The following is a 24,296-nucleotide window of genomic DNA, read 5'->3' as shown; positions in this document are numbered from 1 at the left end:
TACTTAGCGCCAAAAGCGCTAAGTATCCATAAACTCACAAGTAAAAATCGAAGCAAATTTTAGTTTTCATTACTAAAATCAGCACTTGCTAATCGTTTAAGCTGTCTATAGCGGCGCTGTGCTTCTGCTTTATTTTTTTCAAACAATTCTTTTGCATGCTCAGGATTTGATTTTTTCAAAGAATTATAACGCACTTCGTTCATTAAAAAGCTTTCATATAAATCCCAATCAGGTTCTTTTGAAGAAATTGTTAAAGGATTTTTACCCTCAGCTTCCAAACGCGGATCATAAATATAAGTTGGCCAATATCCACATTTTGTAGCAAGTTCTGCTTGATTTCCTGAATTTCCAAGCCCACCTTTAATACCATGAGCTATACAAGGAGAATAAGCTATAATCAAAGAAGGTCCATCATAAGCTTCTGCTGCTATTATTGCTTTTAACAATTGCGCATAATTTGCATTAGAATTTACTTGAGCCACAAAAATATAACCATAAGTCATAGCAATTTGACCAAGATCTTTTTTCTGTACTGGCTTACCTGCTGCAGCAAATTGAGCCACTGAACCTGTTCTTGAAGATTTTGAGCTTTGACCTCCAGTATTTGAATAAACTTCAGTATCAAGCACTAAAATATTTACATTTTCACCGCTTGCTAAAACATGATCAAGCCCACCATAACCTATATCATAAGCCCAGCCATCACCACCGAAAATCCAATGTGATTTTTTACTTAAATAGCTTTTAAGTTCTAAAATATCATTTACAGTTTTAATCTGTTTATTTTCTTCTAGCAATGGCACCAACTTATCTCTTAGTTCTAAAGAAGCTTTAGAATCTTCTTTATTTGCAATCCATTCTTTATATAAAGCTGAAAGCGCATTAGGAACTTCTTGCATGCTTTCATTCATAATCTGCTCTATTTTATGTCTTGTTGTTTCAGTTGCTATTTTCATACCAAGGCCAAATTCAGCATTATCTTCAAATAAAGAATTACCCCAAGCAGGCCCATGACCATTTTTATTACTTTTTCTATATGGAGTTGAAGGAGCTGAACCACCGTAAATAGAACTACAACCTGTTGCATTAGCAATAATCATTCTTTCACCAAATAATCTAGTGATTAAAGTAATATAAGGAGTTTCCCCGCACCCTGGGCATGCACCATGGAATTCAAATAAAGGTTGAGCAAATTGGATACCTTTTGCATTTTCTCTATTTAAGATATTATCTTTATAGCTTACTTTTTTAAATAAATAATCTGCATTTTCTTGCTCACCATGATCAAGCTCTTCACCTAGTGGAACCATTACTAAAGATTTTTCTTTAGTAGGACACTCATGCACACAAAGCTCACATCCTGTACAATCAAGCGGAGATACTTGAATTTTAAAATTAAGTTTTTGCTCTTTTACACCTTTTGCATTTAAGCTATGTTCTTTTACACCTGCTGGAGCATTTTCTAATTCTTTTTCATCTATTAAAAATGGTCTAATAACTGCATGTGGACACACCGAAGCACATTGATTACACTGAATACAATTAGTTTCAATCCATCTTGGCACCATAACACCAACGCCTCTTTTTTCATACTCAGTAGTACCATGTTCAAAACTACCATCTTCATAACCCAAAAATGCCGAAACTGGTAAATCATCTCCCTTAGCTGCATTCATAGGTTTTGCGATTTTCTCAACAAACTCAGTACCTTTATAGGCTATAGTTTCTTCTTTTACTTCATCAGTCAAATTCGCCCAAGAAGGATCAATATCAACTTTTACAAGTCCATCTGCACCTACATCAATAGCTTTATAGTTCATCTCAACTATAGCATCACCTTTTTTGCTATATGATTTATAAGCTAATTCTTTCATATATTTTTGCGCATCTTCAAAAGGAATGATATTAGCAAGTTTGAAAAAAGCCGATTGCATGATTGTATTTGTTCTACTACCTAGTCCTATTTCTCTAGCAAGTTTTGTAGCATTAATGATATAAAAATTAATTTCTTTTTGCGCTAAAACCCTTTTTACTGAATTTGGAATTCTTTTTATTGTCTCTTGTGCGTTCCAAATACTATTTAAAAGGAAAGTTCCGCCTTTTCTAATGCCTGCTAAAACATCATAAATTTCTAAGTAAGCAGCCACTGAACATGCTACAAAATGTGGTGTAGAAACTAGATAGGTTGAAGTAATAGGTTTTTTAGAAAATCTTAAATGGCTTCTTGTATAACCACCTGATTTTTTAGAATCATAAGCAAAATAAGCTTGCGCATAAAAGTCTGTTTTATCCCCTATAATTTTAATAGAGTTTTTATTCGCCCCTACAGTACCATCAGCACCAAGTCCATAAAATAAGCACTCTATAGTACTCTCATCACCCAAAGAAATTTTTTCTCCCACAGGCAATGAAGTAAAAGTCACATCATCATTAATTCCTATGGTAAAACCATCTTTTGGATTTGCTTGATTTAGATTTTCAAAAACCGCTAGAAGTTGAGCAGGATCAACATCTTTTGAAGAAAGTCCATATCTACCACCAACGATTAAAGGTGCTTTTTCTTTTCCATAATATGCACTTTTCAAATCTAAATAAAGTGGTTCTCCTAAACTTCCTGGCTCTTTAGTTCTATCTAAAACGGCGATTTTTTCAACACTTTGAGGCATTGCATCAAATAAATATTTTAAACTAAATGGTCTATATAAATGAACTTTTAAAACCCCAACTTTTTCGCCTTTACTATTTAGATGATCCACAACTTCTTTTAAAGCTTCAGTCACTGAGCCCATTGCTACTACAATGCGGGTTGCATTTTTATCCCCATAATATACAAAAGGCTTGTATTCTCTTCCTGTAATTTTTGAAATTTCTTGCATATATTCATTAACAATATCAGGAATAGCTTCATAATATTTATTTGCTAACTCTCTTGTTTGAAAATAAATATCATCATTTTGAGCTGTACCTCTTGTTTTTGGATTTTCTGGATTTAGACAGGAATTTCTAAACTCCATCAAAGCTTCACGGTCAAGCAAACGATCAAAATGTGCATAATCCATCACTTCAATTTTTTGAATTTCATGGCTTGTTCTAAAACCATCAAAAAAATGCATAAAAGGTACTCTACCTTTAATAGCTGCTAAGTGCGCAACACCTGCTAAATCCATACTTTCTTGTACAGAATGTGAGCAAAGCATAGCAAAGCCTGTTTGTCTTGCTGCATAAACATCTTGATGATCGCCAAAGATAGATAGTGCTTGAGAAGCCAAAGCTCTAGCTGCCACATGAATAACCCCAGGTAAAAGCTGACCTGCGATTTTATACATATTTGGTATTTTTAACAAAAGTCCCTGAGAAGCAGTATAAGTAGTAGTTAAAGCACCAGCTTGCAAAGAACCATGGACTGTCCCTGCTGCTCCTGCCTCACTTTGCATTTCTACGACTTTAACCGGTACTCCAAAAAGGTTTTTTTTACCTTGAGAAGCCCATATATCAGTATAATCTGCCATTGGTGAACTTGGGGTAATAGGATAAATTCCAGCAACTTCTGTAAATGCATAAGCTGCATAAGCTGCTGCTTCATTACCATCCATTGTTTTCATTATTTTACTCATCTAATTATCCTTATAATTAAAATAATTACTTAAAATCAATAGCTACTTTATCTTGAATTGTCTTAAACAATGATAAAAAATTTTTATTATTTATGAGTATGGAGTTTGAGTGTGAAATTATCGGATATTTTTTATGTGTTCTATTGCCTCATGAGTATTTTTAAAAAGTGGAATTTTAAATTTAGCTAAACTTTCCTTACTTTCATAACCACTACTCACTGCTATGGGATTAATGCCTGCATTACAAGCTGCTTGGATATCTAAATGAGTATCTCCAATCATAAATGCATTTTCTTTACTTTTAGACAATTTTCCTAAGGCTAATAAAATAGGCTCAGCATTTGGTTTTGGGTGAGTTACATCATCTCTGCCTATAATAACCTTAAAATATTTTCCTATACCCAAATGATCAAGCAAAGGCTTTGAAAATTTAGAGCTTTTAGTAGTAACTACAGCCAAATCAGCAAACAAACTAGCCTCATATACGCTTTCTTTAGCCAAAGCAAGCAAATGAGTTTGTTCTATATAAATTTTTTGATACACACTTCTATATGCGTTTATATATTCGTTTATTTTTTCTTTTGATACACCTAGTTTTTCAAAGGCTATATCCAAAGGAAAGCCTATTAAAGCTTTAATTATTTCATGATCTCTTAAAGGCTCGCCAAAAGCTTTAAAAGCAGCATCAAATCCATCTAAAATGGCACTTGTAGAATCTATCAAAGTGCCATCTAAGTCAAATAAAATAGTCTTTTTTAACAAAGTTTATTCTTTAATGAAAAATTTTGCTTCCACGCGTCTATTTTGCGCACGACCTTCTTTTGTGTCATTACTTGCAATTGGCTTTTCAAAACCGTAGCCTTTAGTTGTAATTTTCTCTTTAGCAACACCTGCTTTTTCAAGTTCTTTTGCAACTGCCTTTGCACGCTCTAATGATAATTTTTGATTATAAGCTTTAGGGCCTGTATTATCAGTATGTCCTTCTAAAATAGTATAATATTGTGGGTTTTCTTCTAAAACCTTGCCTACTTCTTGGATTTTTTGTGCAAATTCAGGGTTTATAGTGATTTGATCAAAACCAAAATGCCCTTCAAGCATTATAGTTTTTTCACAACCTATATGATCAAGCAAAGCACCTTTTCTTGGCTCTGGACATGATTTATCTATTTGTTTTGCTTGTGGTTTTTCTTCGATTTGTTTAGTTGCAAGCTGAGGAGCTTTTGGAGTTTTATTGCCAAAATAAAAACTCAAGCCAACGCTAGAAATCAAATTATGATCACCATTATTGAATTTAATTTGATCTCTTGCTTCCACTCTTAAAGCCAAATCTTCCCCAAGTGCAAACTTCAAACCTGCACCATATTGAGCAAACATGCTGCTTTTATTTTCATAAGCTCCATGACTTAAATACTCATAACCTGTTCCTAATAAACTATATAAATACACATGATTAGCTAGATCAATTCCTTTAATAGCATTTACATAAAATCTTGAAACACTAGTATCTGTATGTGTATTATCGTTTGGATTATTATATTTTGCATTATTATAATACTCTAAACCAAGTTCAGCTTGATCTATCCATAAATCATCATAATGATAGCCAAATCTCAATCCCACTCCACTATAATTTTTAAGATCTAAATTTCCTTCTGGGGTTGTGTAGTTAAAGGTTGGAGTAATTTCTATTTTACTAGCATCAAAAGCAAACAAAGCACTAGCCAAACTAACTAATCCTATAATTTTTCTCATCGACTATCCTTAAAAAATAAATTGGGATATTATATAAAATGAAGATTAAAATAAAATAAGCCCCTTTTGGGTAAGGGGCTTAAATTTACTACAAAAAGGAGGTTTCCCTGATCGGACTTTGAAATTATAAAAGTTTATTATAAATAAAAAATCCTGTAATTTTAAACAAAACTAAAATATATGGAAAAATATGATTTTTTAAAAAATGAAAGAAAAAATGGATCCAAAAATGGATCCAAAAAAGATTAACGTTTAGAGAATTGTGGGCTTCTTCTTGCTTTTCTGCGACCGTATTTTTTACGCTCAACTGTTCTACTATCTCTAGTAAGAAGTCCTTTTGGTTTTAATAATGCTCTAAAATCTGCATCCATAGAAGCCAATGCTCTTGAAATACCATGTCTTAAAGCTTCAGCCTGAGCGCTGTATCCACCACCCAAAGTTGTTGCTTTAATATCCATAGAAGTTTCTTGTTTAGTTACTAATAAAGGCTGAACTACTTTTAATTTTATAGCTTCATGTCCGCCAAGCCAAGTGTTTAAATCCATACCATTAACGATGATTTTACCGCTACCTGATTTTACCCAAACCTTAGCTACAGCGGTTTTTCTTTTACCTGTTGCGTATGTTGTTGCCATGATTATTTTCCTTTATTAGCAATTTGAGCAGTATGAGGATGTTCACTACCTGCATAAATTTTTAATTTTTTTAGCATAGCTCTACCTAGATTTGTTTTAGGTAGCATACCACGAACTGCTAATTTATATAATTTAACTGGATTTTTTTCTAATAAATCACCAAATTTTTCACTTTTTACGCTTCCAAAATACCCTGAATGTCTGTGGTATAATTTATCTTCTGCTTTATTTGCACCTGTGAAAACTGCTTTAGAAGCATTTATGATAATTACATAATCCCCACAATCAACATTTGGAGTATAGCAAGGTTTATTTTTACCTCTTAAAATAGTCGCTACTTCTGTTAAAAGACGACCAAAACGCTTTCCTTCAGCGTCTAAAACGATCCATTCGCGTTTTACTTCGTTTGGCTTTGTTATCTTTGTCATCATCTTACCTTTGCCAAAAATTTTTTAAAAATGAGATTATAATTATTTTAGCTTAATTAATACTTAATTTAAGAATATTTAAAGTTTAAATATTCTTGCCACTATATGAAAAATATTTAGTATGAAAAAATACACAACTTAAAAAATGAAAGCGATATAAATATCTTATATAATGTTAAACCTCCACTATCTCCACTTTATCTTTTAAAACATACACCAAAAAAGCCTTAGTGGAAGTCTTAGCTAAGATTTTTTCTATAGCTTCTTTATAAAGTAAAACTTGCTTTTTATGCTCGTTTAAATTTAAACCCGTCTTATAGTCTATAATGATGGCTTCATTATCATCAAATGCAAGCATATCAAGCTGTTTTTGCTCGCCTTTATAAGTGATGATTTGCTCTTTTAATAGCTTTTTACCCACCAAAAGCGCGTTAAAATTCTCATCTTTTAAAAGCATAATAAGTCTTTTAAAAAGCTCATTAAAACCCTCATCATCTAAGTAAAAACGATATTTTTTATATATCATTTGCTTACAAAATTCAAAATTATCTTTAGTATTAAAATCAAAATATTGCAAAAACTCGTGCAAAGCCAAGCCAAAATGAATTTGAGTATTGGAAAAATGATTTTTACTTTTAATCTCTTGTGGCTTTACCTTTTGAAATTGCCCAAAAATTTCTATTTGCTCTAAATTTTCTAAAGACTCATTTGTTTTTGAAAATTTTTCTTCTAAAATGCCTATTTGCTTTTCTTCATAGTCTTTAAAATAGCTTTTAAAGCCTGTAAAATTCTCATCATTTTTTATGATAAAAAGAGAATTTTTAGCTCTAGTCAATGCTACATACAAACAATTTATCTCATCTTCTGCTTGAAGTTTTTCTCTTTTGGCTAAAAAGGCATTGTAACTTTCATCTTCAAGATATTTTCTAGCACTATGTCTGTATTTTATTTCCCAACCTTGCTCTAAATCATAATCAAACATCAAAGTATCATTGTCCAAAGATTTCTTACTAAGCCTATCAAGCACTATTAAATTTTCAAATTCAAGCCCCTTAGACTTATGCACGGTCATAATACTCACCCCATCATTTTGAGCTTGCAAAGAATTTAACTGACAAGGATTAAATAAAAATTCAAAAAAGTTATCAAAAGTGTTTGCATACTCTAAATATGTGATGAGATTAACATCGCTTAGATCTAATTTTAAATGATCAATTAAGTATTTTAAAATTTCACACACACCGCGGTTTAAATCAAGTTCAAGATAGGCAAAATCTTTCTCTAAAATGCTCTTTACAAAATACAAACTAAATTCATCTTTAAACACACAAGCTTTTGCATACTCAAAAAGCACTCTCACGCTAATGCAATCTAGCAAAGCTACATTGCTTTGCGTATAAGCTTTAACGCCGTTTTTTTCAAGGAATTCTTTTATTAAAGTTGCATCATTATTCACCCACACTAAAATGCAAATTTCACTAAGCTCAATACCTTTTTTTAAAAGATCATGAATGATAGTTAAAGTTTTTTGGGCGCTTGCTTCATAAACAGGGCTATTTTTACTAGGAATATGATTTTGTAAAATTTCTACATATCCACCCTCTTTAATGCTTTTTTGCAAAGTAAAGCTAGGTTTTAAAGAACTATCAAAAAATTTATCTTTGAAAATATCATTTACATAATCAACAATGATCTTTTTACTACGATAATTAGTATCTAAATGTTCTAATTTAATTTGCGGAAAGTCTTTTAAAAGCTTGTCAAAAAGTTCTTTTTTACCCCCTCTAAAGCTATATATACTTTGCTTTTTATCACCCACATAAAAAAAACTTCTATTTTTTTTCACACCCTCACCTGAAACAAGTTCGGCTATGATAGGCTTTAGAATTTGATATTGTAAAACATTAGTATCTTGAAATTCATCGATTAATAAATGCGAAATATAACCATCAAGTCTAAAATAAATCAAATCTTTATTAGTCTCATCGCTGATTAACTCATAAGTTTTTAAGGCTATATCTGAAAAACTTAGGGTATTTTGCTTGGCATTGTTTTCACTTTTTGCCTCTTTAAAATGTTTTAAAAGTTTTGCAAGCATACTAATGCGGTAATTTTCCATTTGAGCAAGATATTCTTTTATATTTTGCATAAGCTTTGCTCTTTTTTGCAAAAACTCATCATTGATAATTTTTTCAAAATATTTTTTACTTAAATCGCAAATAATAGGTTTAGTAAAGAATTCTTCCATGCTCTCAAAATTAAAATTTGAAAGATAATTTTTATTTGTACTTAAATTTTTTGCATAAGCTATAAACTCATCAATTTTATTTTTCAAATTTACTTTATTTGGAAGATGGGCATTTGAATTTGGCTTGATATTGCAAGATCTTACATATAAATTTTCAAGATTTTTAAAAAAATCACTTTTGCTTTTTGTCTGCATAATATAATAAGCTAAAGCTTGTAATTCTTCTTCGTTTAATTTAGCAATAAAATTTTTATAATTATCTGATGATTCTTCTGTGGTAATAAAATCACTCATTAAACCCAAATTCAAAGCAAAAGAACGAATGATTTGTGAAAAAAAACTATCAAAGGTATAGATATTAAGTTTAGATCTTAAAAATTCATCTTTGTATTTTTCTTTTAAGGCTATAAGCTCTTCTTTGCTTTTATCTAGCATTTTCATAAGCTCATTGCATTCTGCTTTGTTTTGCCCATTTTCAAGCATATCAAATTCTAAAAAGGTTTTAAAAATCCTTTCTTTCATTTCATTTGCAGTTTTATTGGTAAAAGTTAGGGCTAAAATTTCATTGATCTTAGCTCCCATTAATACTAAAGCTACAAAACGCACACTCAAAGCAAAGGTTTTTCCACTTCCTGCACTAGCTTCTAAGGCTAAAAAAGGCTCAAATTTATGGCTCAAAGCTTAAACTCCTTTTTATAAAGCATAGTATATGGGCTATAGTTGTTGTCATTTTTTTGATTAAAAAATTCTTTTTCTAAAGGCTCTTTTGCAAGCTCATTGAGTAAATTCTTAAGCTCTTGTACTTTTTCATTTGTGCAATTTTCATAAACAATTTTCATATTTTTTAGATCATAAAAGCAAGCTTTTGTATTTGCTAACATATCTTTACTTTCTAATAAAAACACATAAAAAGCAAGCTGATAGGTTTTTTCATCTATTTTTCCACTTTTATAATCTATAATCAATCTTTCATAAGTGTTATTATCTAATCTATCTATACGCCCAAAAGTAGTGATTTTTATTCCATTATCACTAATAAATTCTTTTTTTTGCTCAAATTCACATTTTTCTACCATATAGCCTTGCTTAAAACGCTCATTTTCAAGCGCTTGGAATTCTTTAAACATAGCTTGCATTAAAGCAAAATTTAAAACATCAATTTGCTTATCTTTTAAATTTTTAACAATATTTATAAATTTTTCATAATCAAAATAATTTAAGCTTTTATTTTGATTATAATATTCTTCCAAAGCCTTATGGATAAAACTTCCTAGCTCATTAGCTTTAAGGTTATTATCTAAAATTTTTGGCTCTTTTAAACCTAAAACATATTTATAATAATAATCTAGTCCATAATTTATCAAAATGTGAAATCTTGAAAAAGTAAGCGCTTTTTTAAAATAATCATGCTCAGCTTTTATATGCGTAATTGGCTCAAGATTAAATTTGCATTCATTTTCTTGAAAATATTTTATATAAGCATTATCACTATATATCTTATCTTCAACAAGAAAAAATTCAAGCTCATCTAAAAAGCGTGATTTGATTTTTTCTTCATTTTCTACATAAGAAATTCCCGCAAATTTTGCCTTAGCCATCAAAGTATAATAATAATGCCTTTGCAAATTTTCTCTTTGTGTATGAGTGATAAGTCCTGCTTTTTTGCGAATTTCATTGTTTAAAAATAACTCACTTGAAACTCTTTTAGGGATAAACTCATCGTTAAAATCAACTATAATAACCCCATCATATCTAAGCCCCCTGCTTTCTAAAAGCCCCATTACAGTAACTTCACCGCCACCAACACTGCTTAATTTTATGCCATCAATTTGCATAAAAAATAATTCTAAAATTTGACAAAAGCTTAGCTCATGAGCTCTTACAAGCTCTTTTATAAAGGCTAATTCTTCTTTGATTTTAATTACCAATTCTTCTTCACTATCTACTAATAATTCTTCAATAAAATTTTGAAAAAATTCAAATTCTATCTTTTCATCAAAATTCTTTTTAATTTCTTGAAATTTATCAGCGCAGTTAAAAAAATGCAAATTACAAGTGTGTAAATTTAATTTCGTATCTTCATTTAAATTTAAATCTTTTAATTCATACTCATCATCTTTAATGCTCTTATAAAGCGAATTTAATTTATGATAAAAATGAGTATTTTTAATGTTCACTCCACCTGCTAAATTTAAAAAATTATGCTTGTCATAAAGTTTTAAAATTTCACTAAATTTTTCATCAGGGGTGATTACTACTATATCTTTTGCTTGCAAACCTTTTTTTAAAAAACTATCAATTTTTTCAAAAACAAAAGCAGCTTGCAGTGATCTAAGATTAAAACTTTTATATGAAATTTCATTTTTTATGGAAAAATTTTCTTCATTTAAAATTTTATTTTGATTTACATCATATAAATAACTATAATTATTTTTTAAATTTACATTTTTTAACAAAGAAAGTTTTTCTAAAAAATCTTTATTAAATTTAGTACAAGAAAATTGAATTTTTAAAGGAATGATTTCTTTTATTTTTAATAAAATTTCTTCTTCAAAATTCGTCAAAAAACCTTGAAAATCAAAAATAATTTCATCATAATTTTTTAAAAAACTTTCATTGATTTTATAATCATAACTCAAAGAAATATCATCATATAAATTTTGTTTTTTAAGCAAAGAAAGATAATTATCAAAAAGTTCTTGGAGAATTTTTAAATGTTCATCATACTGAGCATAAGTGTCGTTAAAATACAAATCCTTAATATCTTTTTTACTTACGCTTAATTCTTTAAAAAAACTAAACAAGTATGCATTATTTTTTAAAAATGCAAAAAAATTACTTGGAATTTTCAGTTCTTTTTCTAAATTTTTAGTTTGCTCGCATGCTTTTTTCATCAAAAGCAAGCACTCATAATGACTTGCTTTAAAAGACAAGGAAAATACAACAGCTTGCATAAAATCAGCCATACTTATAGCTTGATCTAGCAAGCCATCTTCTATGAGTTTTTTATCATAATATTTTCTTACTGCTCTTAGTGAGCTAAAAACAAAAAGCTTCATTATTTAGTTTGTAAAAAGAATTTAAAAAATCCTACACTATTTTCATCTTGAGTGATTTTTAAAAGTATTTGCCATACGCCTTTTTCTTTGATATTAAAAGCAAATACTATATCATCTCCTTCTAATCTTGCTTGTAAATTCTCATCATTTATATTTGTATGTGGACGCGAAAGTAAAGTTTGAATTTGAAGTTTATTTAAGTCATAATCTTTTAAATTTTCAATTGCAATCCTAAGTTCATTTTGCCCTTCATTAATATAATAAACTTGATTTTTCTTATGCACAAAGCTTTCTTTATCTTTAATGCTTAGCTTAAAATTTTCATCAAAAGTCTTTTGTCTGTTTTGAATTTCATTATAATTTAATTCTACATTTTGATAAGAATCAAAATAAAAATTATCTTCATATACAGGTGCTTTGCTTGCGATAAAAATCGTAACAATACAAGCTATAACAATAAGCCCTAAAGAAATCAAAATACCATAAGGCCAAAAGCTTTTATTATTTTCCATTGCATTTTTTCCTTTTAAATCTTCTTTGCACAAGCATTAAAATAGCTATACAAACAATACCATAAATTAAAATTCGCATAATATTTAATGTATCTTTATTTGAATTTCCATAATATGGCTTAAGATTAAAATAACTCATAATTTGATCAGCAATATCAGCATATCCATTAAAGATTGCCGCATTATAAATATCTTTTTGCTTAGGGTTTGCAAGTATTGGCAAAATAGTTCCTTTTTCAGGATAAGGACTCAAAACACCTTCTTTATCAAAATATTTCATAGCATCTTCACTTGCAAAAATATCAACCCTGTGAGACGCTTTTGATAAAACTAGCAATATATAAGGCTTTGTTAAATTACTTTCGTATTTTTTTAACTCATCAAAGCTTTTTTTATCGCTTAGCGCAAGAGCGATATCAACACCTGTTGTTTTTTTAATTTCTTTAGAAGTAGTGCTAATATTTTGCTCAACAAAAGTATTTAATATATTTTCATTCAGCAAAATTTCAGCCTGCAAAAAAGTAGCAAAACACATAAAAATGGCGGTTAAAAAACCGCCTTTGAATAAATTTTTCATCCTATATGTAGATGATTTATAGTTAAAACCGACCACGCTGTAATAGCAGCTGCAACAATCAATCCACCTACAATTAAATATTCCATAATTTTAACCATAATCATTCCTTTATAATGATATGTTCATCTTCTTTAGAATTAAACATTTTAATTTGCTCTGCATTTTCTAATTTGTATGGTTTTTGCATTACATCTTGCTGAATGTTTAACCCCCAAATCGTTAAGCAAACTAAAATCGCTAACAATAAAACAGTTGCGATTAATAATCCACTTACCCCTGAAAGTGAAAATACACATCTATTTTGATTTTCCATTATTCACCCCTTGAAAGAGAAATTACATATTCGCCAACTGCTTCTTTTTGAAGCTCATTTAATACACCATTATTAAAATGTGGCATTATACCTATAAATCCTGTTTTACCACGATTTAAAACATCTACAACAAAGCTTGCGCTACCATATTTTGTTAGATCTGGCGCAACTAATTGTCCATCGATAGTTCCTTTTCCATCTTCACCATGACACACTGTACAAGTTGCAAAAAGTTCTTTTCCTTTTGCTACAAGTTGAGGATTTTCAGTTTTTTTGATTGCTGAAATTTCAGAAGCAACATAAGCGGCAATTGCAGGGATATCAGCTTCATCTATGCCATTATCAGCTGCACTTAACATTTCACCCATAGGATAATTCAAACCCTTAGAGCCTTTAGTAATTACTTCTATAAGTCCTTCTTCTGAACCCCAAATGTTAAGATTTTGTGCTTTTCCATTAATACCATCACCTGTAATACCATGACAAGATGAGCATTGAACCAAGAAAATATTCTTACCCATTTCTTGTTTATCTTGCGCACTTAAATTTGCAAATTTTTGTGCAAATTTTTCATTATGTGCTTGAACTTCTTTATTATACTCACCAATTTGAGAATAACTATTTAAAGGATATCCCCAAAGAAAATACCATATACACCATACTATAGCTAAGAAAAACACTACAGCCCAACCAAGCGGTATAGGATTTTTAAACTCACCTATACCATCCCAACTATGCTCGCTTAGTTCACCTTGGCTCTTTTCTTCTTTCATACTTTTAAACAATTTTCCTACCACAACTAGCGTAATTAGTATGATAAGAATTGCTCCGATAAAAGATAATAAATTAACATTATCTTGTAAATTCAACCATTGCATTAAGCACTCCTTTTATTTTGCTCTAAAACACGATCACTGATTTCATCATGTAATGCCAAATCAGCATATTTTTCATAGTTTCTTCTACCTGTTTTTTCAGATCTATACAAATGAAACCAATAAGAATACAAAACTACCACTAAAAATACTACAAGAGCGAAAAATCCATAGCCTTGTAGTTCTCTTATTAGTTCTAAATCCATATTTTTTCCTATTTTAAGCTGTTAAGATACGCAATTAATGCAACGATTTCTTTAATCTCACCTCTTGCAAACGCATCTTTAACATCTTGATTTTTCATTTGATCTACTATAGTTTTAGCTTCAGCCATTACTTCTGCTTGAGCTTCTTCCCAAGTACCTAGTTTTGTACCATTTTCAGTATCATAAGGTACACTGAAAACTTTTTTTACAGTTAGTGCTTCAGCATATGCTGTTTCTATGTTTGCGTTATTATTAAACATATGTTTGTAAGCTGGCATAATAGAACCAGGAACAACTGAAACTGGATCCCACATGTGATTTTCATGCCAATCTGTAGTTCTAAAATTACCTATACGCAATAAATCAGGTCCAGTTCTTTTTGAACCCCATAAAAATGGTCTATCATAAGCATATTCACCGCTAACTGAATACATACCATAACGATCAGTTTCAGATTTAAACGGACGAATAAGTTGTGAATGACATGCATTGCAACTTTCTTTAATATAAGCATGGCGTCCTGCAAGTTGTAAAACCGTATAAGGTTTTTTACCTTCAATTGGTCTTGCATTTTGAGCAAAATCAGGTAAAACTTCCACAATACCTGCATATGCAATCACTATAAATACTGCCACAGCAAAAAAGAATGGATTTTTTTCTAACCAACTAAACATATTTTTCCTCCTTATGCTGCCATAGGTGAAGCACTTTTTGGTTCTTTATCAAGCACTCTACCCACTGAAATTGATTTATAAATATTATAAACAAACATGAAAAATCCTACTAAGTATAACAAGCCACCCACAGCTCTAATCCAATAATAAGGAACAATAGCTTCAACAGTATCAATGAAAGTATAAAGTAAGTTACCATACTCATCAGTAGCTCTCCACATCATACCTTGAGTAATACCTGCTATCCACATAGAACTAAAGTACAATACTATACCTGTAGTTTGAATCCAAAATTGAGCTTCCATTAATGATTTGCTATATAGTTCTCTTTTAAACATTCTAGGCACCATGTGATAAAGTGCAGCCATAGTCATAAAGCCAACCCAACCTAAAGTACCATCATGAACATGTCCTGGAATCCAATCTGTAAAGTGTGCTAATGCATTAACTGATTTAATAGAAAGAATAGGACCTTCTAAAGTTGAGAACATATAGAAAGTTGAAGCTAAAATCATAAATTTGATTAATGGGCTTTCTCTTAATTGACTCCACTCACCTTTCATAGTAAGCAAGATATTAATTGCTGAACCCCAAGAAGGAAGGATTAATACTATTGAAAACACTGAACCCATAGTTTGCATCCAATCAGGCACAGTAGAATAAATCAAGTGGTGTCCACCTGCCCATAAATATACAAACATTAAGCCCCAAAATGCAAATAATGATAATTTATAAGAAAATACTGGTTGCCCACTTTCTTTTGGTAAGAAATAATAAATTTGAGCAATTATACCAACAGTGAATACGAATGCAACAGCATTGTGTCCATACCACCATTGAACTAATGCATCATTAGTTCCTGCATACATGGAAACACTATGCCACCAATCGCCCATTCCACTTACAAAATAAGTTGGAACTGCCATATTGTTAAACAAATAAAGCATAGCTATACCTAAAAATGTAGCTATATAATACCAAAGTGAAACATATAAAGTTTTTTCACGGCGAATTCCAATAAGTCCAAAAATACTAATTCCCCATAAAACCCAAATTAAAACCACTAATATATCAAGCGGCCATTCAAGTTCTGCATACTCTTTTGAAGTGCTAACACCTGCAAATAAACTTATAACAGCTACAATCATAGTAATCATATAAAGCCAAAAATGTAACTTACCTATAGCCATTAAAAATTTAGATTCTGCCATGCTAACTTTTAACACACGCTGACCAATATAATACCAAGTTGCCCAAATACCTGAGAGCATAAAACCAAAAATCACACCTGAAGTATGTAATGGTCTAAGTCTTGAAAAAGTACCATACTCACCAGCTAGATAATTCAAATCCGGATATGCCATTTGAAAAGCTATAAGCGTTCCAATAGCCATCCCAATAATACCAAACAATAAGGTAGCAAACATAAAGTATTTAGCAACCGTATAGTCATAGTTTAATGCATTTCCTGGGTGCATTTCCTCTCCTTAAGTTTTTTTCTGCAATATGCAATCACTATATTATATGATAATTATCATCTTTTTTAGCTTAAAAACACAATGATTAATCATCTATTAAGAATTATAAGTAAGTAATAAATTTTATCGAGTTATAGAAAAACCTATATAAGAAAAATACAAGCCATAAAAAAATATTAAAATATAAGAAATCAAACTAGCTGTTTTTTGAAATTTTTCACTCAATGTTTTAGAAAAATAAGCAAAAAATACCAAAGCAGGCAGTGTTGAAAGTCCAAAAACAAGCATAATTAACGCTGCTAAGTATACATTTTGCACACTCATTCCAAAAGCTATATAAAAATACACCAAGCCGCAAGGTACAAAACCATTTAAAAAGCCTAAAAAAATAGTACTTTTCAAAGACTTATTTTGAATTAATCTTGAAATGCTTTTTTTAATGACACAGTCAAAAAATAAAGAGTTTTCAAAAAAAGCTAACAATTTTCCTTTAAAAATTAAAGCAAAAGCTAAAACCACCATAAAAATTCCGATAATAAAAAGCATTATACCTTTTGCAAATTCGCTAAAAGAAAATAAATTTCCAAAAAATCCAAAAAAAACACCTAAACAAACATAGGCAAAAATTCTAGATAAATGATAAGAGAAAATCAAAAGAGAAAAAGGAAGTTTGATTTGCTTTGAAAGCTGAGTATAAGCTAAAACAAAACCTCCACACATTCCATAACAATGTCCAAAGCTAGAAAGAAAAGCTATACTCGCTAAAGCAATGAAATCTAAATTCACAAAAGCTCTAAAAATTCTTTAAAGATGTATTTGCTCTCATGTGGTCCTGAGGAGCTTTCTGGGTGATGTTGTACTGAAATGATAGGGTAATTTTTGTATTTAACTCCCTCTACATTATCACCAAATAAATTTCTATGAGTAATTATTGCAACCTCTGCTATTTCTTCAGGAACATTGTAGTTGTGATTTTGTGCTGTAATTTCTACTGTATTGTTTGTAAGATTGATTACTGGATGATTTGCTCCATGTTGACCAAATTTCATCTTATAAGTTTCATAACCAAATGCATTGCTTAAAAGCTGATGTCCTAAACAAATACCTAGCATAGGAATTTTTGCTTCTGCTAATTTTTTAATCTCTGCAATTTCTTCTTTTAAAATTTTTGGCTCACCTGGTCCATTGGATAAAAATACACCATGAATTACACCTTTTTGGTATAATTCAATCAAATCTTTTGCCTTGGTATTATAAGGAAAAACCTCTACTTTAAGTCCTACACTTACAAGTTCATTTAAAATATTTTCTTTTACACCATAATCAATCACAGCTATTTTTTTACCGCTTGTCTTTGCATTCTCATAAGCTTTTTTACTATGATCCCAAGTGCCTTTTTTGTGAGTATATGAAGTTTTTGTGCTAACTTGTGCTACATAATTTACCTCATCGATTTTAGCACTAGAAAAAAGCATTTTCTTAAGCTCTTCTTTGTCTTTAATTTCAGTAGATATTACCGCTCTTAAATTTCCTTGATCTCTAATCATTTTAACCAAAAATCTAGTATCAATTTCACAAAGTCCTATTTTGCCATGGTTTTTCAAATAAGCACTTAAAGAGTTATTGGCTCTAAAATTAGAATAATCTTCATTTAATTCCCTTATGATCATACCGCTAGCAAAAACTTCTTTGCTTTCGTTATCTTCATCATTAACGCCAACTATACCAATTTCTGGCATTGAAAAAACCACAAATTGACCCGCATATGAAGGATCAGAAATAATCTCTTGATAACCTGTTAAAGATGTATTGAAAACAAGCTCACCAAAAAAAGTTCCACTTTGTCCAAAAGCTTTTGCACTTAAGAAAACATCATTTTCTATATAAATATATGCTTTCATAAAAGCCCTTTTTTTCTTAATTCTTCTTGATATAATTTTTCAAAAATCAATTCATACTCTTCAGAGCCTGGTATAAGTTTTCTTTTGTAATTTGAAATTTTTTCATAAACTATATCTTCTAAATTTTCATACTCTTTTAAATAAGACATAATACTTGAAAAGATAAGATTTTTCACACGATTTTCTGATACATTATAATTTATCAAATCCTCTTCTACTAAATTTTCTAAAATTTTATGAGAAAGGTTGTTGTATCTATCTTCACTATCTAGTATAAATTTAAAATCGCTTGCAAGTTTTTTCTTAATCATCCAAAACATACTTTTTCTATCTATTTGCATAAACTCAATTTCATCTTCTTGGCTTTCTAAAAGCTCTTTTGCTTTTTCATCAAGCTTACGCTCATTCAAAACATCTATTTCTATGATTTCTTTTGCTATTTTTAAAAGTTTTTGACTATCATCTTTGATTTTAACAAAAGAAGAATGCATTAAATCAAGTATTATTTTATTTGCTATATAAGGTATGTGAGCTGGTTTGATACGCATTTATCCACCTTTTTATTTTTATTGAAATAATACTAAAAAAAAGGTAAAAACTGCTTAAAACTTACTGCGAACTTGCATTTTGATCTAAATTTTTCAAAAGTAATGTTAAATCTGAAGCTTTTTTAGGTTCCATTTTTGCCATAATAGATGAAATTTTTCTAGGATCAAGCGAAAGTAGAATTTTTGAAGCCTCATCAGGTTCCATTTCGCTTAATATACCTGCAACAGCAACATCTTTCATTTTTGCATAGATTTCTGTAATACGCCCCATAGTTTTATCATTAATCGCTTGAAGATTTTCTCTAGTTGCTTTCAATATACGCTCATTTTGTTCTTTTAAGCTTTTAATTTGTTCTAAACTTGCATTAATATCAGCTTCTTTTTGCACCAAAGCTTGCATTTTTTCTTTTTGTAAAGCTTCAAAAGATGCTCTATATGCCTCTAAACTTTGTCTTGCCTCATCATATTCTCTAATTTGTTCTTGCATTTGCTCTTTTCTTGCTTCAAAATATTGCTCACAATTTTGTTCTGCTTTTACAAAATTTAAAAAAATTAATAAAAATATTATTTTTTTCATCATTTTTCCTTATTAAAATGCCTTGTTATAGCAAGTTCATCTATAAATTTTTCTTCTTCTTTCTGTAAAGCTTTTTGAATCTTTTTTAATTCTTCGTTTTCTAAAACTTTGATTTTTTCAAATTCCAAATGAGCCTTTTTGTATAAATGTTGATGATGTGCAAGTTCTTTTTTGGTTAAATCTAACTTTTGTTTAACCCTTTGCTTACCTTCTCTTGCAATTTCTTGCAATTTTAAAGACGATCTTAACAAAGCTATCGAGCCCTTATTGGCTAAAGTTAAGCTTTCACAAGTTTTTGAGGCTTCTTTAAACTCTTCTTCACACTGTAAAAGCTTTTGTCTTGTTTTAGTTAAATTTGCTTCTGCTTTATCAAGCTGTTGTTTTCTAAGCTTAATTACAGAAGAATATTTGCTTTTCATAAAATGATAGTATCTTCTCTTTCAGGGCTTGTAGAGATATAACCTACTTTAACACCACTTAATTCTTCTAAACGCTTAATGTATTTTTTAGCATTTTCAGGTAACAAATCATAATCCCTAATCCCTGCAACTTTATCCCAGCCTTCCATTACTTCATAAATAGGTTTAGCATTTTCTAAATCACAAGGCACATAGTCTATTTCTTGCCCCTTATACTCATAAGCTTTACAAATTTTAACACTTTCAAAACCATCTAACACATCAAGTTTCATCAATGATAAAGTATCTAAGCCATTTAATCTTGCAGTATATCTTACCGCAACTGCATCAAACCAACCACATCTTCTTTTTCTACCTGTACTTACTCCGATTTCTTTACCAATAAGTCCTATTTTTTCACCATCTTCACCTAAATCTTCACTTGGAAAAGCTCCATTTCCCACTCTTGTTGTATAAGCTTTTACTATACCTATAACTTTTCCAATTTCTTTTGGATTTAACCCCAAACCACTTAAAGCTCCAGCTGAAATAGTCGTTGAGCTAGTAACATAAGGATAAGTTCCATGGTCAATATCTAGCATTGATCCTTGCGCACCTTCTAGCAATACTTTTTTATCCTCATCCAAAGCTTTCCAAAGCATTCTTGTAGTATCTGTGATATATGGTGCTAAAACTTCTTTAAAGCGTTTTAAATCTTTTAAAATTTCATCATAGCTAGGCATTGCAATACCTAAAACATCAAAATAAGTTTTTTTAAGTTCAAAATCTTTCATTAAATTTTCACAAAGTTTTTCAGGCTCTAGCAATTCCCCTACTCTATGTCCATTACGGCTAATTTTATCTTCATAGCTTGGTCCTATGCCTTTGCCTGTTGTTCCTATAGCTTTATCGCCTTTAAGTCTTTCTCTTGCTTGATCAATCAAAGCATGATGATTTAAATTTAAATGGGCTCTATCGCTTATAAATAATCTTCCTTCTAAATTTTCAAATTGAGCCATTTCACTAATTAATACATCAGGATTAACTACGACACCATTGCCTATAACATTAATGCATTGTTTATTCAAAACACCTGATGGCATTAAATGTAAAGCATATCTTATACCATCAACCCATATAGTGTGACCTGCATTATGTCCGCCTGCACTCCTGCAAACATAATCATAATTTTCACATAGCTTATCAACTATCTTACCCTTACCTTCATCACCCCATTGGATACCAACGACAATATCTGCTTTACTCATGAAAACTCCATTTTGACTTAAATTTGGCGAGAAGGTGAGAGAATCGAACTCCCCAAAAAGTAGTCAACTACCCTTTCATCTGATTTGAAGTCAGTGGCCATCACCAGATAAGCTAACCTTCCAAAAAGATATTATATCTTAATATTTTTAATTAAAACAAAAACCAAATACGCAAAATTAAAACTGTATTTTTATGATAATATTTTATTTTATCTAAATTTATTAGCTATAATACTAACTTTAATTAGTGTCAAGTTTTGACAATCACAATTTTTGGATACGACAATGCATTCTTTCAAACAATCATTTTTTATCAATTTTTGGGATAATTCTAAAGGCATGATTGTGCTTGGAATTTTAAGTGCGATTTATTTTGGAATTTTTGGTAGTGTTTGGGCGGTCACTGGCGAAATGACACGCTGGGGCGGAGAGTTTTTGGAATTTTTTGGTATAGACTTAAGCTCTTATTCTTATTATCAAAAACAAAATTTAAGTGGCAGCCCCTTAACAAGAATTGATGGTATTATGCTTATAGGTATGTTTATAGGGTGTTTAAGCACTGCATTTTTAGCAAATAAATTCAAATGGCGCTTACCTGCTAGCAAAATTCGAATTTTTCAAGCTATTATAGGTGGAATTTTATCCGGTTTTGGTGCGAGACTTGCCTTTGGTTGCAACTTGGCAAATTTTTTTACAGGCTTGCCTTATTTTTCTTTACATACTTGGGTTTTTACCTTATTTATGATTTTAGGGATTTATTTAGCTGTTAAAGTTTGTAATCTAGCACCTTTTAAGCCAAAAGCTAAATTACAACGCGTTTGCAAAGAAAATCAACCATTAAAAACACAAAATAAAACCGCAAAGATATATTTTTATATAGGACTTAGTATATTTATAATTTTTATAACTTATGTTGTATTTATACTACAAAAACAACCTTTAAATATTAAAAACAAAGAAAGTATTCTTCCTTTAGCATTGATATTTGGCTTTGTTTTTGGTTTTATCATATCTAGGGCTCAAATTTGCTTCACTTCTTGCTTTAGAGATTTATTTTTATTTGGTAGGGATAATGCCATAAAGGGTGCTTTAATAGGTATGATTATAGCTTGTTTAATAGCTTTTGCTTTTATCTTACAAGGACACACTAGCAAAATAATAGAAATATCACCAAATATTGCTTTAGGTGCTTTTTTATTTGGCTTTGGGATAGTTTTTGCCGGAGGATGTGAGTGTGGCTGGATGTATAGAGCTTGTGAAGGACAAAGTCATTTTATTATAGTGGGTATTGCAAATATTATTGGTACTATGATATTAGCTTTAAGCTATGATCATTTTCCAAATTTCTTAACAGATGGAGTAAAGATTCATCTTTTAAATGAATTTGGTTATTTTAATGGTTTGGTAATTAATTTAATTTTATTTGCAATTTTATTTTTATTTATATTAAAGTTTAAAAAATCATTCTTTTTCAAACAAAATAAAAAAGGGGGAATATGATTATTCATTATAGTTTAAATTTAGAAGGTGAGGCTTGTCCATACCCTGCTATAGCTACTATTGATGCATTAAAAGAACTAAAGTCAGGCGAAGTCTTAGAAATTTTATGTGATTGCCCACAAAGCATTAATTCCATACCGCAGGATGCTAAAAATCGTGGTTTTGAAATTCTAGAAATAAATCAAGATGGGCCAACGCTTAGATTTTTAATCCAAAAGCCTTAAAGGCTTTTGAATATATCAAAGATGTTTTAACATTGTTTCATAAGCTGCTTTAGTTCCTGGGCGCACTTTAGTTACCAAGCTCACTAAAACAATCACAATGGATGCAGCTAAAAATCCTGGAATGATTTCATAAACAGGAAAATTAAGCCACTCAGCTAAGAAATTTTTATATGCTACAACTACAACTGCACCTGTAATCATACCTGCAATAGCAGCATATCTAGTCATTTTTGACCAAAATAATGAAAAAAGCATTACAGAACCAAAACTTGCTCCAAATCCTGCCCAAGCATAAGCAACTATACTTAAAACACTTGAGTTTTTATCAGTAGAAATAACAAAAGCTATCACAGCCACTGCTAAAACACCAAATCTACCTAAAGTCATTACCATTTTATTAGATGCTTCTTTATTGAAAATTCTTTTATAAAAATCTTCTGCTATAGTCGAACTTGAAACAAGCAATTGCGAACTTGCTGTACTCATAATAGCTGCTAAAATAGCACTTAATAAAATACCTGCTATCCAAGGATTAAAAAGTAATTGTGACATTACGATAAAAATCTTTTCAGGGTCTTGCAAACTAAGTTCAAATTTACTCACATAAGCTATACCTAAAACACCTATCAAACAAGCGCCAATTAAAGATATAATCATCCAAGAAATTCCTACAAAAGTAGCAGTTGGAATGTCTTTAGTTGAGCGTATAGACATAAAGCGCACCAAAATATGTGGCTGACCAAAATACCCAAGCCCCCATGAAAGTGCTGAAACTATACCTAAAAAGCTTAATCCTTCTCCCATGGAAAAAGTATTTGGCTTGATTTCTTTGACTATATTAACAGCTTCACTAAAACCACCCAAATGATAAACCATCACTATAGGCACGATAATCAAAGCACTCATCATCAATAAGCCTTGAATTAAATCCGTCCAACAAACCGCCTTATATCCACCCAAAAATGTATAAGCAACTATAATCACAGTTCCTGTAGTTAAAGCATAATCATATTGGATTCCAAAAGTTGCTTCAAAAAGTTTTGCCCCACCTACAAGTCCTGAAGAAACATAAAAAGTAAAGAAAATCAAAATAACAATAGCACAAACCACTCTTAATATATGCTTATCATCATCAAACCTTGTTTCAAAATAATCTGGAATGGTAATAGAATTTGCAATCACACTAGTGTAAATTCTAAGTCTTTTTGCTACAAAAGCCCAGTTTAAAAACGCTCCTATGCTAAGACCTATTGCAATATAACTTTCAGCTAAGCCACTTACATATAAAGCTCCTGGTAAGCCCATTAAAAGCCAACCACTCATATCAGAAGCTCCAGCACTAAGTGCTGAAACTACAGGCCCCATAGAACGACCACCTAAAAAATAGTCTTCTGAGTTTTTATTTTGTTTATAAAAATAAAATCCGATAAAAAGCATTAACGCTGAATATGCGACAAACATTATCGCAATTTGAGTATTAATTTGTACAACCTCCATTTTACCTCCTTT

General features: G+C 30.4%; 24 protein-coding genes and 1 tRNA gene. 2 read left to right on the top strand and 23 right to left on the bottom strand.

The annotated features are described in order from the left end of the window. Positions 1-59: 59 nt before the first annotated feature. The 22 genes from nifJ to CLLT_RS01860 form a co-directional block, all read right to left on the bottom strand. Positions 60-3,614, bottom strand: coding sequence for a pyruvate:ferredoxin (flavodoxin) oxidoreductase (gene nifJ / locus CLLT_RS01965; RefSeq protein WP_070255998.1), 3,555 nt, complete (start codon positions 3,612-3,614; stop codon positions 60-62). A gap of 117 nt (positions 3,615-3,731) precedes the next feature. After that, a complete protein-coding gene (locus CLLT_RS01960; protein WP_012661128.1) occupies positions 3,732-4,376 on the bottom strand; it encodes an HAD family hydrolase in 645 nt (214 codons plus the stop codon). 3 nt (positions 4,377-4,379) lie between these two features. After that, complete coding sequence (locus CLLT_RS01955) at positions 4,380-5,366, bottom strand: OmpA family protein (protein WP_070255992.1); 987 nt, start codon at positions 5,364-5,366, stop codon at positions 4,380-4,382. A 245-nt stretch (positions 5,367-5,611) separates the two neighbouring features. Then, positions 5,612-6,001 (bottom strand): 30S ribosomal protein S9, encoded by a 390-nt coding sequence (gene rpsI, locus CLLT_RS01950; RefSeq protein ID WP_012661126.1) that lies wholly within the window; start codon positions 5,999-6,001, stop codon positions 5,612-5,614. A 2-nt stretch (positions 6,002-6,003) separates the two neighbouring features. Beyond that, positions 6,004-6,429: a 50S ribosomal protein L13 gene (rplM, locus tag CLLT_RS01945; RefSeq protein ID WP_039617653.1), complete on the bottom strand. Its 426-nt coding sequence runs from the start codon at positions 6,427-6,429 to the stop codon at positions 6,004-6,006. A 175-nt stretch (positions 6,430-6,604) separates the two neighbouring features. After that, positions 6,605-9,355: a RecB-like helicase gene (locus tag CLLT_RS01940; protein WP_074692606.1), complete on the bottom strand. Its 2,751-nt coding sequence runs from the start codon at positions 9,353-9,355 to the stop codon at positions 6,605-6,607. Further along, positions 9,352-11,736, bottom strand: a complete 2,385-nt coding sequence (locus CLLT_RS01935) for a PD-(D/E)XK nuclease family protein (protein ID WP_074692608.1) — start codon at positions 11,734-11,736, stop codon at positions 9,352-9,354. Before CLLT_RS01935 ends, CLLT_RS01940 begins: the two co-directional genes overlap by 4 nt. Beyond that, positions 11,736-12,248: a FixH family protein gene (locus tag CLLT_RS01930; RefSeq protein WP_070255981.1), complete on the bottom strand. Its 513-nt coding sequence runs from the start codon at positions 12,246-12,248 to the stop codon at positions 11,736-11,738. Before CLLT_RS01930 ends, CLLT_RS01935 begins: the two co-directional genes overlap by 1 nt. Further along, the gene (locus CLLT_RS01925) at positions 12,238-12,825 is read right to left on the bottom strand and encodes a hypothetical protein (protein ID WP_041570265.1); all 588 of its coding nucleotides are present in this window, start codon (positions 12,823-12,825) and stop codon (positions 12,238-12,240) included. The genes CLLT_RS01930 and CLLT_RS01925 overlap by 11 nt, the downstream gene beginning before the upstream one ends. Then, on the bottom strand, positions 12,822-12,923 hold the full coding sequence (locus CLLT_RS01920) for a hypothetical protein (protein WP_115613980.1): 102 nt from the start codon (positions 12,921-12,923) through the stop codon (positions 12,822-12,824). The genes CLLT_RS01925 and CLLT_RS01920 overlap by 4 nt, the downstream gene beginning before the upstream one ends. 2 nt (positions 12,924-12,925) lie before the next feature. Then, positions 12,926-13,138 (bottom strand): DUF4006 family protein, encoded by a 213-nt coding sequence (locus CLLT_RS01915; protein WP_012661119.1) that lies wholly within the window; start codon positions 13,136-13,138, stop codon positions 12,926-12,928. Continuing rightward, on the bottom strand, positions 13,138-14,016 hold the full coding sequence (gene ccoP / locus CLLT_RS01910) for a cytochrome-c oxidase, cbb3-type subunit III (protein ID WP_074692609.1): 879 nt from the start codon (positions 14,014-14,016) through the stop codon (positions 13,138-13,140). Before ccoP ends, CLLT_RS01915 begins: the two co-directional genes overlap by 1 nt. Then, complete coding sequence (locus tag CLLT_RS01905; RefSeq protein ID WP_070255975.1) at positions 14,016-14,219, bottom strand: cytochrome c oxidase, cbb3-type, CcoQ subunit; 204 nt, start codon at positions 14,217-14,219, stop codon at positions 14,016-14,018. Before CLLT_RS01905 ends, ccoP begins: the two co-directional genes overlap by 1 nt. An 8-nt stretch (positions 14,220-14,227) precedes the next feature. After that, complete coding sequence (gene ccoO, locus CLLT_RS01900; protein WP_012661116.1) at positions 14,228-14,893, bottom strand: cytochrome-c oxidase, cbb3-type subunit II; 666 nt, start codon at positions 14,891-14,893, stop codon at positions 14,228-14,230. A gap of 11 nt (positions 14,894-14,904) precedes the next feature. After that, positions 14,905-16,371, bottom strand: coding sequence for a cytochrome-c oxidase, cbb3-type subunit I (gene ccoN, locus CLLT_RS01895; RefSeq protein WP_070255972.1), 1,467 nt, complete (start codon positions 16,369-16,371; stop codon positions 14,905-14,907). 123 nt (positions 16,372-16,494) lie between these two features. Then, positions 16,495-17,157 (bottom strand): sulfite exporter TauE/SafE family protein, encoded by a 663-nt coding sequence (locus tag CLLT_RS01890; RefSeq protein ID WP_074692611.1) that lies wholly within the window; start codon positions 17,155-17,157, stop codon positions 16,495-16,497. Further along, on the bottom strand, positions 17,154-18,272 hold the full coding sequence (carA, locus tag CLLT_RS01885) for a glutamine-hydrolyzing carbamoyl-phosphate synthase small subunit (protein WP_012661113.1): 1,119 nt from the start codon (positions 18,270-18,272) through the stop codon (positions 17,154-17,156). The genes CLLT_RS01890 and carA overlap by 4 nt, the downstream gene beginning before the upstream one ends. After that, entirely contained in the window at positions 18,269-18,820 is a 552-nt protein-coding gene (locus CLLT_RS01880; RefSeq protein ID WP_012661112.1) for a DUF507 family protein, read from the bottom strand. Before CLLT_RS01880 ends, carA begins: the two co-directional genes overlap by 4 nt. Positions 18,821-18,881: 61 nt before the next feature. After that, positions 18,882-19,400, bottom strand: coding sequence for a MotE family protein (locus CLLT_RS01875; protein ID WP_041570263.1), 519 nt, complete (start codon positions 19,398-19,400; stop codon positions 18,882-18,884). Beyond that, positions 19,397-19,816 (bottom strand): flagellar FliJ family protein, encoded by a 420-nt coding sequence (locus CLLT_RS01870; protein WP_012661110.1) that lies wholly within the window; start codon positions 19,814-19,816, stop codon positions 19,397-19,399. Before CLLT_RS01870 ends, CLLT_RS01875 begins: the two co-directional genes overlap by 4 nt. Next, the gene (locus CLLT_RS01865) at positions 19,813-21,063 is read right to left on the bottom strand and encodes an adenylosuccinate synthase (protein WP_012661109.1); all 1,251 of its coding nucleotides are present in this window, start codon (positions 21,061-21,063) and stop codon (positions 19,813-19,815) included. The genes CLLT_RS01870 and CLLT_RS01865 overlap by 4 nt, the downstream gene beginning before the upstream one ends. A gap of 24 nt (positions 21,064-21,087) precedes the next feature. Beyond that, positions 21,088-21,185 (bottom strand) — tRNA-Sec (locus CLLT_RS01860). Positions 21,186-21,348: 163 nt separating this feature from the next. Between CLLT_RS01860 and yedE the strand changes: the two genes are divergently transcribed. Both yedE and yedF read left to right on the top strand, forming a co-directional pair. Next, positions 21,349-22,563: a selenium metabolism membrane protein YedE/FdhT gene (yedE, locus tag CLLT_RS01855; RefSeq protein WP_074692612.1), complete on the top strand. Its 1,215-nt coding sequence runs from the start codon at positions 21,349-21,351 to the stop codon at positions 22,561-22,563. Further along, positions 22,560-22,787: a sulfurtransferase-like selenium metabolism protein YedF gene (yedF, locus tag CLLT_RS01850; RefSeq protein ID WP_012661107.1), complete on the top strand. Its 228-nt coding sequence runs from the start codon at positions 22,560-22,562 to the stop codon at positions 22,785-22,787. The genes yedE and yedF overlap by 4 nt, the downstream gene beginning before the upstream one ends. A 15-nt stretch (positions 22,788-22,802) precedes the next feature. On the opposite strand, the gene putP is transcribed toward yedF, so the two are convergent. Next, complete coding sequence (putP, locus tag CLLT_RS01845) at positions 22,803-24,284, bottom strand: sodium/proline symporter PutP (RefSeq protein WP_074692615.1); 1,482 nt, start codon at positions 24,282-24,284, stop codon at positions 22,803-22,805. Positions 24,285-24,296 lie beyond the last annotated feature (12 nt).

Origin of the sequence: Campylobacter lari subsp. lari (assembly GCF_013372185.1) — a bacterium.
Classification (GTDB): Bacteria; Campylobacterota; Campylobacteria; order Campylobacterales; family Campylobacteraceae; genus Campylobacter_D; species Campylobacter_D lari.
The sequence above is the reverse complement of the archived record's forward strand: the minus strand, read 5'-3'. Positions and strand labels throughout refer to the sequence as shown.

Coding starts and splice junctions, on each gene's coding strand:
- nifJ (WP_070255998.1), bottom strand. CDS start 3,614: ATGAGTAAAATAATGAAAACAATGGATGGTAATGAAGCAGCAGCTTAT.
- CLLT_RS01955 (WP_070255992.1), bottom strand. CDS start 5,366: ATGAGAAAAATTATAGGATTAGTTAGTTTGGCTAGTGCTTTGTTTGCT.
- rpsI (WP_012661126.1), bottom strand. CDS start 6,001: ATGGCAACAACATACGCAACAGGTAAAAGAAAAACCGCTGTAGCTAAG.
- rplM (WP_039617653.1), bottom strand. CDS start 6,429: ATGACAAAGATAACAAAGCCAAACGAAGTAAAACGCGAATGGATCGTT.
- CLLT_RS01935 (WP_074692608.1), bottom strand. CDS start 11,736: ATGAAGCTTTTTGTTTTTAGCTCACTAAGAGCAGTAAGAAAATATTAT.
- CLLT_RS01930 (WP_070255981.1), bottom strand. CDS start 12,248: ATGGAAAATAATAAAAGCTTTTGGCCTTATGGTATTTTGATTTCTTTA.
- CLLT_RS01925 (WP_041570265.1), bottom strand. CDS start 12,825: ATGAAAAATTTATTCAAAGGCGGTTTTTTAACCGCCATTTTTATGTGT.
- CLLT_RS01920 (WP_115613980.1), bottom strand. CDS start 12,923: ATGGTTAAAATTATGGAATATTTAATTGTAGGTGGATTGATTGTTGCA.
- CLLT_RS01915 (WP_012661119.1), bottom strand. CDS start 13,138: ATGGAAAATCAAAATAGATGTGTATTTTCACTTTCAGGGGTAAGTGGA.
- ccoP (WP_074692609.1), bottom strand. CDS start 14,016: ATGCAATGGTTGAATTTACAAGATAATGTTAATTTATTATCTTTTATC.
- CLLT_RS01905 (WP_070255975.1), bottom strand. CDS start 14,219: ATGGATTTAGAACTAATAAGAGAACTACAAGGCTATGGATTTTTCGCT.
- ccoO (WP_012661116.1), bottom strand. CDS start 14,893: ATGTTTAGTTGGTTAGAAAAAAATCCATTCTTTTTTGCTGTGGCAGTA.
- ccoN (WP_070255972.1), bottom strand. CDS start 16,371: ATGCACCCAGGAAATGCATTAAACTATGACTATACGGTTGCTAAATAC.
- carA (WP_012661113.1), bottom strand. CDS start 18,272: ATGAAAGCATATATTTATATAGAAAATGATGTTTTCTTAAGTGCAAAA.
- CLLT_RS01880 (WP_012661112.1), bottom strand. CDS start 18,820: ATGCGTATCAAACCAGCTCACATACCTTATATAGCAAATAAAATAATA.
- CLLT_RS01875 (WP_041570263.1), bottom strand. CDS start 19,400: ATGATGAAAAAAATAATATTTTTATTAATTTTTTTAAATTTTGTAAAA.
- CLLT_RS01870 (WP_012661110.1), bottom strand. CDS start 19,816: ATGAAAAGCAAATATTCTTCTGTAATTAAGCTTAGAAAACAACAGCTT.
- CLLT_RS01865 (WP_012661109.1), bottom strand. CDS start 21,063: ATGAGTAAAGCAGATATTGTCGTTGGTATCCAATGGGGTGATGAAGGT.
- yedE (WP_074692612.1), top strand. CDS start 21,349: ATGCATTCTTTCAAACAATCATTTTTTATCAATTTTTGGGATAATTCT.
- yedF (WP_012661107.1), top strand. CDS start 22,560: ATGATTATTCATTATAGTTTAAATTTAGAAGGTGAGGCTTGTCCATAC.
- putP (WP_074692615.1), bottom strand. CDS start 24,284: ATGGAGGTTGTACAAATTAATACTCAAATTGCGATAATGTTTGTCGCA.